Source organism: Streptomyces sp. NPDC002088 (genome assembly GCF_040296605.1).
Lineage (GTDB): Bacteria > Actinomycetota > Actinomycetes > Streptomycetales > Streptomycetaceae > Streptomyces.
The window spans coordinates 1-13715 of sequence record NZ_JBEOXO010000036.1; the positions used below are offsets into that span (position 1 = coordinate 1).

11 protein-coding genes and 1 pseudogene are annotated in these 13715 nt (G+C 71.1%); 7 read left to right on the forward strand and 5 right to left on the reverse strand.

Going from position 1 to position 13715, the window contains the following annotated elements; genetic code table 11:
* Nucleotides 1-243 precede the first annotated feature (243 nt).
* Together ABT114_RS43975 and ABT114_RS43980 are read right to left on the reverse strand one after the other, a co-directional pair.
* The gene (locus ABT114_RS43975) at nucleotides 244-432 is read right to left on the reverse strand and encodes a DUF397 domain-containing protein (RefSeq protein ID WP_351151064.1); all 189 of its coding nucleotides are present in this window, start codon (nucleotides 430-432) and stop codon (nucleotides 244-246) included.
* Between the two features lie 3 nt (nucleotides 433-435).
* Nucleotides 436-1323 carry a helix-turn-helix domain-containing protein gene (locus tag ABT114_RS43980; protein WP_351151066.1) on the reverse strand — a complete coding sequence of 296 codons (888 nt, stop codon included), beginning with the start codon at nucleotides 1321-1323 and terminating at the stop codon, nucleotides 436-438.
* 194 nt (nucleotides 1324-1517) lie between these two features.
* Between ABT114_RS43980 and ABT114_RS43985 the strand changes: the two are divergent.
* Together ABT114_RS43985 and ABT114_RS43990 are read left to right on the forward strand one after the other, a co-directional pair.
* Nucleotides 1518-1901, forward strand: a pseudogene (locus tag ABT114_RS43985) (ATP-binding protein); the annotation flags it as partial.
* Between the two features lie 54 nt (nucleotides 1902-1955).
* Nucleotides 1956-2165, forward strand: a complete 210-nt coding sequence (locus ABT114_RS43990) for a hypothetical protein (protein WP_351151226.1) — start codon at nucleotides 1956-1958, stop codon at nucleotides 2163-2165.
* A 175-nt stretch (nucleotides 2166-2340) separates the two neighbouring features.
* Here ABT114_RS43990 and ABT114_RS43995 read toward each other — a convergent pair whose 3' ends face one another.
* Nucleotides 2341-3999, reverse strand: a complete 1659-nt coding sequence (locus ABT114_RS43995) for a M4 family metallopeptidase (RefSeq protein ID WP_351151068.1) — start codon at nucleotides 3997-3999, stop codon at nucleotides 2341-2343.
* 194 nt (nucleotides 4000-4193) lie between these two features.
* Between ABT114_RS43995 and ABT114_RS44000 the strand changes: the two genes are divergently transcribed.
* Complete coding sequence (locus ABT114_RS44000) at nucleotides 4194-4634, forward strand: gamma-glutamylcyclotransferase family protein (protein ID WP_351151071.1); 441 nt, start codon at nucleotides 4194-4196, stop codon at nucleotides 4632-4634.
* Nucleotides 4635-4728: 94 nt separating this feature from the next.
* Here ABT114_RS44000 and ABT114_RS44005 read toward each other — a convergent pair whose 3' ends face one another.
* Both ABT114_RS44005 and ABT114_RS44010 read right to left on the reverse strand, forming a co-directional pair.
* Entirely contained in the window at nucleotides 4729-6879 is a 2151-nt protein-coding gene (locus tag ABT114_RS44005; RefSeq protein ID WP_351151074.1) for a molybdopterin oxidoreductase family protein, read from the reverse strand.
* Nucleotides 6880-7008: 129 nt separating this feature from the next.
* Nucleotides 7009-7710 (reverse strand): SanA/YdcF family protein, encoded by a 702-nt coding sequence (locus tag ABT114_RS44010; RefSeq protein WP_351151078.1) that lies wholly within the window; start codon nucleotides 7708-7710, stop codon nucleotides 7009-7011.
* 330 nt (nucleotides 7711-8040) lie between these two features.
* Between ABT114_RS44010 and ABT114_RS44015 the strand changes: the two genes are divergently transcribed.
* From ABT114_RS44015 to dnaG, 4 genes are all read left to right on the forward strand, one after another.
* Nucleotides 8041-8859, forward strand: a complete 819-nt coding sequence (locus ABT114_RS44015) for a sirohydrochlorin chelatase (RefSeq protein WP_502988504.1) — start codon at nucleotides 8041-8043, stop codon at nucleotides 8857-8859.
* A gap of 107 nt (nucleotides 8860-8966) precedes the next feature.
* Nucleotides 8967-10274: a deoxyguanosinetriphosphate triphosphohydrolase gene (locus ABT114_RS44020; RefSeq protein WP_351151082.1), complete on the forward strand. Its 1308-nt coding sequence runs from the start codon at nucleotides 8967-8969 to the stop codon at nucleotides 10272-10274.
* A 166-nt stretch (nucleotides 10275-10440) separates the two neighbouring features.
* Complete coding sequence (locus ABT114_RS44025; protein ID WP_351151085.1) at nucleotides 10441-11706, forward strand: NAD(P)/FAD-dependent oxidoreductase; 1266 nt, start codon at nucleotides 10441-10443, stop codon at nucleotides 11704-11706.
* A 47-nt stretch (nucleotides 11707-11753) separates the two neighbouring features.
* Nucleotides 11754-13658 carry a DNA primase gene (gene dnaG / locus ABT114_RS44030; RefSeq protein ID WP_351151088.1) on the forward strand — a complete coding sequence of 635 codons (1905 nt, stop codon included), beginning with the start codon at nucleotides 11754-11756 and terminating at the stop codon, nucleotides 13656-13658.
* Nucleotides 13659-13715 lie beyond the last annotated feature (57 nt).

Consider the following 13715-nt stretch of genomic DNA (forward strand, 5'->3'; position numbering starts at 1 on the left):
CCCCGTCCGGATACCGCATACCTCCGGCGTACCAGCCCGGACGGACCGCGTCACCGGTCCCGACACAGATCCAGACCCCGAAACGCCGAAGTCAGGAAACGGAGTCTGCGGATGCACAGCCGGCCCGCGATCAGACCCAGCTCGCCGCCGAAACCCGCAGGTTCTCGCCAGCCCACATCATCCGCGGCGACTTCGGCGGACTGCACATCCTACATCCTCAAATAGAACCGTTCGAGTTTCGGATCAATGAAGCTCTCCCTTGCTAAGGGCCGCCTGGAAGGTTGCCCACGTGGTCGGGCGGACGTGGAGGGGCTGGCCGGTGGGGTTTTTGGAGTCGCGTATGGCGACGGTGGTGGGGATGTTGGTGGCGACCTCGACGCATTCGGCCTTGTCGTCGCTGCGGCTGGACTTGCGGTACTCGAACTCAGACATGGTTCACAGCCCCTTGCGTAGGTTGTGGAGAAACGACACCGACTCCCTTTCGTCGAGGGAACGTTCGGCGATCCTCTCGAACAACTCATCGTAGGCGGCCGTGGCCTCTCCACCCTCCACCCATCGCTCGGCGAAGGGAGCTTCCACGTACACGACGTCCATGGCCCCTGGGGTGGCGAACGAGAGGATGTTGAACGAGCCGTGCAGGCCTGGGTGCGTGCCAGCGCTGAAAGGGAAGATGCGGAGGCTGAGGTTCGGTAGGTCGGCCATCCTCATGAGTTCGTTGATCTGTCCTTCGGAGGTCGCCGCGCCGCCGGGGAAGTTGCGGAGCGCTGCTTCGTAGATGACCAGCCGCAGCGAGAGCAGCGGTTCCTCCGAGAGGCGACGTCTGCGAGCCAACCGTGCCGCGACGAACTCCTCGTCCGAGCCTGGGCTCTTGGTCGCCTGAGCCGCCGGGTTTCCCCGCAAAGCTCGTACGTAGTCCGGAGTTTGAAGGAGTCCGGGGATGAAAGCGGGCTGCCAAGCCTTGATTGTGGTCGCCGCGCTCTCCAGGGCGATGTACTCCTGCATGACTCCAGGGATGGTGTATTCGTCCCACCAGCCCTTGGCCTTACGGCGCTCGCGGTCGACCCGTGCCAGTTCCAGGAGACTGCCGACGATGCCGGGGTCGTTCACACCGTACAGCTCGCACAGGGCGCGGATGTCCGGGTCGCGTACGGGCACCCAGCCGCCCTCCATCTTGGCGATCTTCGCAGTTGAAGCGGAGAGGACCTTCGCGGCTTGCGGTTGGGTGAGGCCGGCCGTAGTGCGCAGCCTGAGGAGTTCCGCCCCCAACCTGCGCCCCAGGACGCTGGTTGTGCTGTTCCCTTGGCGTGCCTGACTGATGGTCACTTTGCTGCTCCTTCAGGGCTGTGCGGGGGTCAGTCTGCTGTGCGGGGGCAGCGCTCGCAACACGTTCGGTGGATATCTTCCGGGTAGAGGTTGAATGGATCGCGACTTCATCACTACCGTCCGTCATGAACTGATTGCAGAGCGGCGCCGGTTGAAGCTTGGCGCTGCTCACTTCCTGCCCGGAGGTGCGCGACATGGTCGCCCCCGCAGAGCCCGCAGGGCCCGCAGACCCCACCGAGCCCACAGCCCCCGATCAGCCCCCCATCCACCACGACCGCCTCGACTACCGCCCCCTCCCCAAAAGCGTCACCCTCGCCCGTCGCCGCGCCCATCGCCTCCTCACCGACTGGGGCCACCCCGAACTCGCCGCCGACACCGCCCTCCTGGTCTCCGAGCTGGGCGGGAACGCCGTACTCCACGGCTGTCTCCGTGACCGTCTCTTCCGTGTCGAACTCACCCTCACCGAGCGAGCAGTACGCATCTCCGTGTCCGACCCGAAGGGTGAGTTACTGCCGAGCCTGCGCGTGGCGGAGGAGGGTGACGTGTTCGGGCGCGGGCTGCTCATCGTGGGGGAGGTCGCCGACCGGTGGGGGGTGTGCGAGCTGGCCGTCGGTAAGGCGGTCTGGTGTGAGCTGGACGTTGCACGGAAGACGTTCGTCAACGGCAGCGAGGTCGAAGTCCCCAACAGCATCGCTGCCATCCGCGCGGCCCTCTCGGAGGAGCGGCGGGGTGATTTCGACGCGGCCATCAATGGCGCCGGCGTGGACGACATCCACGCCGTCATGCGGCACTGGATGCTGGAGGCCTCACCCGACCCGGAGGCCGAGGCGCTTCCGGGGTGACCGCAGCTGTCTTCCGCGCGCCCCGACGACGGCCCGCCTCACCGAAACGGCTGGCGTCGCCCAGGAACTGGCCCGCAGGCCAGCCCCGGACGCGAAGACCGCCCCGGTCCTGACAATGCCCGAGGCGGTCGTATCGCAGCCGACCGAACAGTGGTCAGCGATCAGTGAACGGTGATCAGCCCACGCTCACCGCACTCCATGCCGCAGCCACCGCCGCGTACTCCGTGCTCCCCGCGCCGTACAGATCCTTCGCCGCGTTCAGCGTCGCCGTGCGCGCCCCGGCGTAGTTCGTCGAGGACGTCATGTAGACCGTCAGCGCCCGGTACCAGATCTTGCCCAGCTTGTCCCGGCCGATCCCCGTCACCGTAGAGCCGTTACACGTAGGCGAGTTGTAGCTCACGCCGTTGATCGTCTTCGCGCCGCTGCCCTCCGCCAGGAGGTACGCGAAGTGGTTCGCGACGCCCGACGAGTAGTGGACGTCGAGGTTGCCGACCGACGAGCTCCAGCAGTTCGCCGAATTGCCGTCCTTCGAGGGCTGGTCCATGAAACGGAGGGCCGCCTTGCCGAAGCCGGAGCGGACGACCTTCTCGCCGATCAGATAGTCGCCGGCGTCCGACGAGTTGTTGGCGTACCACTCCACCAGCGTGCCGAAGATGTCGGAGGTCGCCTCGTTCAGGCCGCCCGACTCGCCGGAGTAGGTCAGCGCCGCCGTCTTCGACGTCACGCCGTGCGTCATCTCGTGGCCGGCCACGTCCAGGGCGACCAGCGGACCGAAGGTGGTCCCGTCACCGTCGCCGTACGTCATGCAGAAGCAGGTGTCGTCCCAGAAGGCGTTGTTGTAGCTGTTGCCGTAGTGGACGCGGTTGTAGGAGCCCTTGCCGTCGCCCGCGATGCCGTTCCGGCCGTGGACGTTCTTGTAGTAGTCCCACGTCTCGTTCGTGCCGTACTGGGCGTCCACCGCGGCCGAGGAGCGGTCGGAAGCGGCCCCCGTACCCCAGTGGTTGTCCGTGTCCGTGAACACCGTCGACGGCGCCCGGCTGATGCAGATGCCGAGGATGCACAGGTCCGTCTTGTTCGCGGCGTCACCCGTGTACGTGCTCCCGCGCGTCGCGTCCGTCATCTGGTACGTCGATCCCGACAGCGTTGTCTCCAGCGGCACCGTGCCGCTGTACAGCGACTGCCCGTCGCCCGTCGCCGTCTCGATGTCGTCCCAGGCGTCGATCTGGGCGCCGGTGCGGGCGTCGGTCAGCACCGTGCGGGCGACCGGGTTGCCGAGTGAGTCCAGGGCGACCGCGTTGGTGCGCCAGGCGAGCTTCGGGGTGCCGTGGAGCGCGTCGACGACCAGCTGCGGCTTGGCGGTGATCTTCTTCAGGGTCTCGCCGAGGTTCGCGGCGCGCAGCGCGTTCACCGCGACGTCGGCCGCCTTCGGGGCGGAGAGGGAGGGGACGATCGAGGCGAGGGAGACCGTGGTCCTCGTCGCCCTGTTCGCGCTGCGGTAGGTGCCGTCGGAGGCGAGGTGGACGATGAAGTCGCCGCCCAGGACGGGGAGTTCGCGGTAGGTGCGGTCGTAGCGGACGTGCTGGGTGCCGTCCTTGTCGACGACCACGTCCCGGACGGTCGTGCCCTGGAGGGAGGTGAGGCCGAGGGCGCTCGCGTGGTCCGCGACGGCCGACGCGGCGTTGTCGATCGCGGTGGCCCGGGTCGGCCTGTCGGCCGCGTCGGCGGCGGGGGAGAGCGCGGCGGCCAGCAAGGTGGCCGTGGTGGCGGCCACGCCGGCGGTGGCGAGACGGCGGGACCTGTGAACCGTGCTGACGTGCTGCCGTATCCGACTCATCGGTCTCCTAGGGAAGGCGCCATCGGGCGCGTGGGGGGCGGCGCGGGATGTTGACCAAGATTTAAGGGGCCATGACATGTCATGTCCATAGGCCCTACACGGAGAGGTGTGAGGGGTGAGAATCGTTTCTGCAATGCTTCGGTAGCGCAGATGTGCAGGTGAGAGTGCGAGTGAGGGCGAGAGTGCGAGCGCGAGTGCAACTTCCGTTCTTCGTCTACGGGACTCTCCGGCCCGGCGAGGTCAATCACGACGTCTTCCTGCGCGGCCGGACGCGGTCCGAGGACCCGGCCCGACTCGCGGGCGCGGTGCTCTACGACGGTCCCGGCTATCCGTACGCCGTGGAGGAGTACAGCGGCGGAAACGGGGACGGGAGCGGAGGCGGGGGCGTGCGCGGGGAGCTCGTCACCGCGCTGCCGGACGCGTACGCCGAGCTGCTCGTCGACCTCGACCGGCTGGAGGAGTACGTCCCTGGCGATCCGCGCAATCTCTACGAACGCGTCGAGCGCGAGGTCGTCCGCGTCGCCGACGGCGTGGCCGTACGCGCCTGGGTGTACGTCGCCGCCCCCGCTGTCGCGGTGCGGCTGCGGGCCCGGGGGAAGCCCATCGAGGGCGGTGACTGGCTCACGCGGCGGTGAGCCTGCCGCCCGCGATTCAGCGTGATTCCAGGGGCAACGCGGCGTAGTCCGGCGACCGTTGCCCAGCTTCCCCGGATGCCCGGCCTCCCCGTATCTACGACTTCACGGCTTCCAGCCGCACCGCGCACGTCTTGAACTCCGGCATCCGCGAGGTCGGGTCCAGCGCCGGGTTGGTCAGGGTGTTGGCGCGGCCCTCGCCCGGCCAGTGGAAGGGCATGAAGACGGTGTCCGGGCGGATGGTGCTCGTGATCCGCGCCGGTGCCACTGCTCGCCCTCGCCGGGACACGACGGCCACCGGGTCGCCCTCGGCCGCGCCGAGCCGCTCCGCCAGCCGGGGGTGCAGTTCCACGAACGGGCCGGGGGCGGCGGTGTTCAGCTCGTCCACGCGCCGGGTCTGGGCGCCCGACTGGTACTGGGCGACGACCCGCCCGGTGGTCAGCAGCACCGGGTACTCGGCGTCGGGCTCCTCGGCGGCCGCCCGGTGCGAGACGGCGACGAACCGGGCGCGGCCGTCCTCGGTGGCGAACCGGTCGAGGAAGAGGCGGGGCGTGCCCGGGTGCAGGGGGCCGGCGGGACCGTCCTGTGCCGGATCCTCCGGCAGTACGTCGAGTACGGCGTCCTCGCCCTCGTCCGCCCCGACCCCCGCCGGACAAGGCCAGAACACCCCGTCCTCCTCCACCAGCCTCCGATACGTGATCCCGGAGTAGTCCGCGGGCCCGCCCGCGCTCGCCCGCCGCAGCTCCTCGAAGACCTCCTCGGGGTCGGTCGGGAAGCCCTTCTCCACGCCCAGGCGGGCGGCCAGTTCGTGCAGGACCTCGAGGTCGCTGCGGACGCCGTCGGGCGGGGTGATCGCCTGCCGGCGCAGCAGTACCCGGCCTTCCAGGTTCGTGGTCGTGCCCGTCTCCTCCGCCCACTGTGTGACCGGCAGGACCACGTCGGCCAGCTCCGCCGTCTCCGACAGCACCACGTCGGCCACCGCGAGGAAGTCCAGCGACCGCAGCCGCTCCTCGATGTGCCCGGCGTGCGGGGCGGACACGACCGGGTTGGAGCCCATCAGCAGCAGCGTCCGGATGTCCGTCCCCAACGCGTCCAGCAGCTCGTACGCACTGCGCCCCGGCCCCGGAAGGCTGTCCGGGGCGACGCCCCACACCTCGGCCACATGCCGCCGCGCCGCCGGGTCCGTCAGCTTGCGGTAGCCGGGCAACTGGTCGGCCTTCTGGCCGTGTTCGCGCCCGCCCTGCCCGTTTCCCTGCCCGGTCAGGCAGCCGTACCCGGACAGCGGCCGGCCCGCACGGCCGGTCGCCAGGCACAGGTTGATCCAGGCGCCCACGGTGTCGGTGCCCTTGGACTGCTGCTCGGGTCCGCGGGCGGTGAGCACCATCGCGGCCTCGGGCTCGCAGAACAGCCGTACGGCTTCGCGAAGTTGGGGAACGGACACCCCCGTGATCCGTTCCACGTACTCGGGCCAGTGGGCCATCGCCGCCGCCCGGGCGTCCTCCCAGCCGGCCGTACGCTGCTGGACGTAGGCCTCGTCCACGCGCCCCTCGGCCACCACCAGGTGCAGCAGCCCCAGCGCCAGCGCCAGATCCGTCCCCGGCCGTGGCGCCAGGTGCAGGTCGGCCTGCTCGGCGGTCTTCGTCCGGCGCGGGTCGATGACGATCAGCGTGCCGCCGTTGTCGCGGAGCTCGCTGAGGTAGCGCAGCGCGGGCGGCATCGTCTCCGCGAGGTTGGAGCCGACGAGGATCACGCACCCCGTCTTCGGGATGTCCTCCAGCGGGAAGGGCAGCCCCCGGTCGAGGCCGAACGCCTTCGTGCCCGCGGCCGCCGCCGACGACATGCAGAAGCGGCCGTTGTAGTCGATCTGGGAGGTCCCGAGGACCACCCGGGCGAACTTGCCGAGCGTGTACGCCTTCTCGTTCGTCAGCCCGCCCCCGCCGAAGACACCGAGCGCGTCGGGCCCGTGTGCGGCTCGCGCGTCGGTGAGGGCGCCGGCGATCCGGTCGAGTGCCTCGTCCCAGGTGGCGGGCACGAGCGTGCCCTTGGAGCGCACCAACGGGGAGGTCAGGCGCACCCGGGACGAGAGCACCGCCGGAGCCGTACGGCCCTTGCCGCAGAGCGCGCCCCGGTTCACCGGGAAGTCTGCGCGCTCCGACACCTCGACGCCACCCTTTGGCAGGGGCGACAGGTTCATCCCGCACTGCAGGGCGCAGTACGGGCAGTGGGTGGGCGTCGAGGCGGTCTGCATACCGTTCAGCGTGCTTCGGCCGTGTTACGTGCCGTGCGGTGTCCTGTTACGGGGGAGCGGCGGTGACCTCCCCATCGCCGCCGCTCCGGCGTGAGGCGCGCGGCACCCGCCGAGAGGCCCGCCCCCGCTTCACCGGGAAGCGGCCAGCGCCCGGGTCACCCCCGTTTCCTTCGGCCCGAGGAACCGGGGGTCCGGCTCGAACAGCGCGTCCAGCGCCGCCTTGCCCGCCGCGAAGACCTCCCGGGCGCTCCCGTAGTACCAGGTCACGTCGTGCTTGGCGTCGACGCCGACGCCGTAGGACTCGACGCCCGCAGCCTGGCACAGTGCGACCGCCCGCCGGATGTGGAAGCCCTGGCTGATCAGTACGGCCCGGTCCACGCCGAAGATCTTCTTCGCGCGGACGCAGGAGTCCCAGGTGTCGAAGCCCGCGTAGTCGCTGACGATCCGCCCGTCGGGCACCCCGCGCTTCGTCAGGTAGGCGCGCATCGCGTCGGGCTCGTCGTAGTCCTCGCGGCTGTTGTCGCCGGTGACGAGGACGACCTTGATGCGGCCCTCGCGGTACAGCGTGGCCGCCGCGTCGAGGCGGTGCGCGAGGTACGGCGACGGCTCGCCGTCCCACAGGCCCGCGCCGAAGACGACCGCGACGTCGGTGCGGGGCGCGTCGGCCGTGGTGCGCAGGCGGTCGCCGGTCACGACGTACATCCAGGTCGCCGGGAGCAGCGCGAGCACGCACCCGGCCATCACCACCTGCACCAGTCGCCGCCACCCCGCACGGGTGCGCGGCAGGCGCGGTCTGCGCGGCTTCGGCCCGCGCAGTTTCGGTCGGCGCATCGGACGGTCCTCCCCAGGTGGCCACGGCGGGGTGCCGCGGCCGGTCTCGACCATGGAGGACGCAGCGTACGGTGATCCGGTTTCGCCACCGAAAAGGTGACGGGACTCACTTTCATCGACGTCACCGCAGGTCACGGCACCTCACACACCCCGTGCACCCCACCGTGAACCCGCGGAAAAGACCCGTCATTCCCGCGCAACGGGGAGGCAACCTCGTACCGTCACGATCGGTTCATGACGGCGTCGCTCTCCCTCCCCGACGAGTCCGACCACCGCCGCCCCGGCAGCCAGCTGCCCGGTGGCGCCCACCTCGACAGTACGGCGCACCTCATGAACCGGATCGGCACCCAGCTCGCCAGCCAGCTCAGCCTCGTCTCCCTCGACGGCAGGCGGCGCCCCGGCCCGCCCGCGCTCGTCCTGGTGGCGCACGGCAGCCGCGACCCGCGCGCCCTGGCCGCGATCCGCACGCTCCTCGACCGGGTCCGCGAGCTGCGCCCCGGACTGCCCGTGCACCTCGGTCACATCGAGCTGAACGAGCCCCTGCTGACCGACACGCTCGCCGCTCTGGACGCGCGGGAAGTCCCCGACGCCGTGCTCGTGCCGCTGCTGCTCGGCCGCGGCTACCACGTCAAGCAGGACATCCCGGAGATGGCCGCCGCCGCACGGGTGCACACGCGGGTGGCCGCCCCGCTCGGCCCGCACCCGCTGCTCGTCGAAACCCTGTACGAACGCCTGGTCGAGGCAGGCTGGCGGACCCGGATGAGCGAGGCCGAGCGCCGCGCGAGCGGCGTGGTGCTGGCCGCGGCCGGCTCCCGCGACCCCCAGTCGGCGGTCGACACCCGCCGTACGGCCCAGCTCCTGGCCGAACGCCTCGGCGTCCCGGTGCTGCCCGCGTACGCCTCCGCCGCCGCGCCCGACGTCCCCACCGCACTGCGCGCGATGGCCGCGCGCGGCCGCCGCCGTGTCGCCGTGGCCGCGTACTTCACCGCCCCCGGCCGCTTCGCCACCCAGAGCGCCGAAGCCGCCCCCTGGCTCGCCTCCGCCCCGCTCGGCGCCCACCCGGCGATGGCCCGCCTGATCCTGCACCGCTATGACCAGACCGTCGCGACCCCGGCAGCGGTCGTGAAGCCCGCGCGGATCCCGGCCTGAACATGAAGCCCACGCGGATCCCGGCGTGAACGCGAACCCCACGCGGATCCCGGCCTGAAACGGACGCAGACGTCCCGATTGTCACTGCGGGCGCTTAATGTCGAGGCATGGAAGGCACCGCACCACCTCAGGCGTACGAGAACCGTGTACTGCCCGCCGGTTACCAGGAACCGGCCGTCGAGCGCTGGGCTCCCGAACCCGACAAACGCCCGGGCCGCACCGCCTTCCAACGCGACCGCGCCCGGGTCCTGCACTCCGCCGCGCTCAGGAGACTCGCCGGCAAGACCCAGGTGGTCACGCCCGGCACGCGCAGTCAGGTCTGGGACGCCAGCCCCCGCACCCGGCTCACCCACTCCCTCGAATGCGCCCAGGTGGGCCGTGAACTCGGCGCCGCCCTCGGCTGCGACCCCGACCTCGTCGAGGCGGCCTGCCTCTCCCACGACCTGGGCCACCCGCCCTTCGGGCACAACGGCGAACAGGCGCTGAACGAGTTCGCGGCCGACTGCGGCGGCTTCGAGGGCAACGCCCAGTCGCTCAGGCTCCTCACCCGCATCGAGCCCAAGCGCTTCACCGCCGAAGGCTCCGTCGGCCTCAACCTCACCCGTGCCGCCCTGGACGCCGCCACCAAGTACCCCTGGCCGCGCGGCGCCCACCCCACCGACCCCGCCTCCCCGAAGTTCGGTGTCTACGAAGACGACCGCCCGGTCTTCGACTGGGTCCGCAAGGACGCCCCCGGCACGCGCACCTGCTTCGAGGCCCAGGTCATGGACTGGGCGGACGACGTGGCGTACTCGGTGCACGACGTGGAGGACGGTCTGCACGCCGGTCACATCGACCCCGGCTGCCTGCACGCCGAGCCCGAGCGCCAGGAGGTCTTCGCGGTCGCCGTCGGCCGGTACGTACCCGCGGACACCGACCCCGCCGAACTCGCCGACGCCCTGGACCGGCTCCAGGACGAGGAGTGGTGGCCGCACGGCTACGACGGCTCGGCGGTCGCCCAGGCCCGCCTGAAGGACGCCACCAGCCAGCTCATCGGCCGCTTCTGCCTGGCCGCCGAGGCCGCCACCCGTACGGCCTACGGCAGCGGACGGCTCACGCGGTACGCCGCCGAGCTCGTCGTCCCCCGCGAGGTCCGCCTGGAGTGCGCGGTCCTCAAGGCGGTCGCCGACCGTTACGTCATGCAGCGCGCCGAGCAGGAGCTGCTCCGCGCCGACCAGCGGATCGTGGTCGCCGAACTGGCCGAGGCGCTCACCGCCCGCGCCCCGGCCGGTCTGGAGCCCCAGTTCCGCGCGCTGTTCGACCAGGCGGGCGACGACCGCGCCCGCAAACGGGTGATCGTCGACCAGATCGCCTCCCTGACGGACGCCTCGGCCCGCTCCCTGCACGCCCGGCTGACGGCACCACGCGGGAGGTGACCGGAGTTCACCCCTGAGGCGGAAGGGCACTCGAAGGTGACCCTGCGTGGCCTGATCGGGTCACCCCCTCTTCCCGCATCACGCTGCGTGCGGGACGCTCGCATGTGGCGGCACCCGCAGTGTTTTCCGGGGGGACACCCCCCAGACCCCCTGTAGGAGGCATCAAGTGGTCGACGCGGATCAGACATTCGTCATCGTCGGAGGCGGCCTGGCCGGAGCCAAGGCGGCCGAGACGCTCAGGACGGAGGGCTTCACCGGCCGCGTGATACTGATCTGCGACGAACGCGACCACCCCTACGAGCGCCCGCCCCTGTCCAAGGGCTATCTGCTCGGCAAGGAGGAACGCGACAGCGTCTTCGTGCACGAGCCCGCCTGGTACGCGCAGAACGACATCGAGCTGCACCTCGGCCAGACCGTCGACGCCGTCGACCGGGCCGCGAAGACGGTCCGCTTCGGCGAGGACGGCACCCTCGTCCACTACGACAAGCTGCTCATCGTCACCGGTGCCGAGCCCCGCCGCCTGGACATCCCGGGCACCGACCTGGCCGGCGTCCACCATCTGCGCCGGCTCGCCCACGCCGAACGCCTCAAGGGCGTCCTCACCTCCCTCGGCCGCGACAACGGCCACCTCGTGATCGCGGGCGCCGGCTGGATCGGCCTGGAGGTCGCGGCGGCGGCCCGCGAGTACGGCGCCGAGGTCACCGTCATCGCACCCAAGCCGACCCCGCTGCACGGCGTCCTCGGCCCCGAGCTCGGCAACCTCTTCGCCGAGCTGCACCGCGAGCACGGCGTCCGCTTCCACTTCGGCGTCCGCCTCACGGAGATCGTCGGCCAGGACGGCATGGTCCTCGCCGCCCGCACCGACGACGGCGAGGAGTACCCGGCGCACGGCGTCCTCGCGGCGATCGGCGCGGCCCCACGGATCTCCCTCGCGGAGGGGGCGGGCCTGGCACTCGCCGACCGCGCGCACGGCGGCGGCATCGCGGTCGACGGCCGGCTGCGCACCTCCGACCCCGACATCTACGCGGCCGGCGACGTCGCCTCCTTCCCCCACCCCCTCTTCGGCACCCGGCTGCGCGTCGACCACTGGGCCAACGCGCTCAACGGCGGCCCGGCGGCGGCCCGGGCGATGCTCGGCAAGGACGTCACCTACGACCGCATGCCCTACTTCTTCTCCGACCAGTACGACCTGGGGATGGAGTACAGCGGCTGGGCGCCTCCCGGGTCGTACGACGAGGTGGTGATCCGCGGGGACGCCGGGAAGCGGGAGTTCATCGCCTTCTGGACCAAGGAGGGCAAGGTGCTGGCCGGGATGAACGTGAACGTGTGGGATGTCACAGAGCCCATCCAGCAGCTGATCCGCTCCCAGGCCCAGGTGGACTCGGAGGCGCTGGCGGACCCGCACGTCCCGCTCGACAGCCTCGTCTCCTGAGCCTTCCGCGGACCAGGAGTGTCGGCGCACCCCCGTAGAATTCATGCGTGGCAGGACGGATCAACGACGAGGACGTGAAGGCGGTACGGGACGCGGTCCCGATCGACGCCGTCGTGTCCGAGTACCTCCAGCTGCGTAACGCGGGCGGCGGCAACCTCAAGGGCCTGTGCCCGTTCCACGACGAGAAGTCGCCGTCCTTCCAGGTCAGCCCGAGCAAGGGACTCTTCCACTGCTTCGGCTGCCAGGAGGGTGGCGACACCATCACGTTCGTGATGAAGGTCGACCACCTCTCCTTCTCCGAGGCGGTCGAGCGCCTCGCCGCCCAGGCCGGCATCACCCTGCGTTACGAGGAGGGCGGCTACAACCCCGCCCACCAGCGCGGCGAACGCATCCGGCTGGTCGAGGCCCACAAGGTCGCCGCCCAGTGGTATGCGGAGCAGCTCGCCACCAGCCCCGAGGCCGACACCGGCCGGATCTTCCTCGCCGAGCGCGGCTTCGACCAGGCCGCCGCCGTCCACTTCGGCGTCGGCTACAGCCCCCAGGGCTGGGACCACCTCACCCGCTATCTGCGCGGCAAGGGCTTCACCGACAAGGAACTGACCCTCTCCGGTCTCTCCCAGGAGGGCCGCCGCGGCCCCATCGACCGCTTCCGCGGCCGGCTGATGTGGCCGATCCGCGACATCGGCGGCGAGGTCGTCGGCTTCGGCGCCCGCAAGCTGTACGAGGCGGACAACGGCCCCAAGTACCTCAACACCCCCGACACGCCCATCTACCGGAAGTCCCAGGTCCTCTACGGCATCGACCTTGCGAAGAAGGACATCGCCAAGTCCAGCCGCGCGGTCGTCGTCGAGGGCTACACGGACGTCATGGCCTGCCACCTCGCCGGGGTCACCACCGCGATCGCGACCTGCGGTACGGCCTTCGGCGGCGACCACATCAAGATCCTCAGGCGCCTCCTGATGGACAACGGCTCGGCGCGCGTGATCTTCACCTTCGACGGCGACGCGGCCGGCCAGAAGGCGGCCCTGCGCGCCTTCGAGGACGACCAGAAGTTCGCCGCCGAGACGTACATCGCGATCGCGCCGGACAACATGGACCCGTGCGAGCTGCGCCTGGCCAAGGGCGACGAGGCGGTTGCCGACCTGGTCGAACCGCGCACCCCGCTCTTCGAGTTCGCGCTGCGCCAGATCGTCGTGCGCTACGACCTCGACACCCCCGCGGGCCGCGCCGCCGCCCTCGACGAGGCCGCCCCGATCGTCGCCCGCATCAAGAACTCAGGCGCCCAGCACGAGGTCGCCGTCCAGCTGGCCGGCATGCTCGGCATCCTGGACACCCAGTTCGTGGTCAAGCGGGTGGCGCAGCTGGCCCGTTGGGCCCGCGACCGCGGCGGCAAGGGTGCCCCGGCCCCGGCCCGCGGCGGCGCGCAGCCGTACGACGCGGCCCCGCGCCGCACCGCCGGCGGCCCGGCCCTCAACCTCCGCAACCCCGTCTACGCCACCGAACGCGAGCTCCTCAAGCTCGCCCTCCAGCGCCCGGAGCTGGTCTCCCCGGCCTTCGACGCGTACGGCGTCGACGAGTTCACCGCCGCGCCCTACGCCGCCGTACGCCAGGCGATCATGGAGGCGGGCGGCGCGGAGTACGGGATGCAGGACGGGCAGGAGTACCTGGTCCGGGTCCGCGAGGCCGCCCCCGACGACACCGTCCGCGCGATGGTGACGGAGCTGGCGGTCGAGGCGATCATGCGCAGGACGGTGGACGAGAACTACGCGGGCGACCAGCTCGTGACCGTGCGCCGCCGGGCCGTCGAGCGCCGCATCCGGGACATCCAGTCCACCCTCACCCGCCTCGGCTCCCACAGCGACCCCGCCCAACTGACCGCCGTGCAGAACGAACTGTGGATCCTCCAGCAGTACGACCAGGCACTGCGTGAGCAGGGCGCGGCCGCCCTCTGAGGCGGGCGGTATCACCGACCGGTCACGGACCGGACGCAAAAAGTCACCGCACGCCCC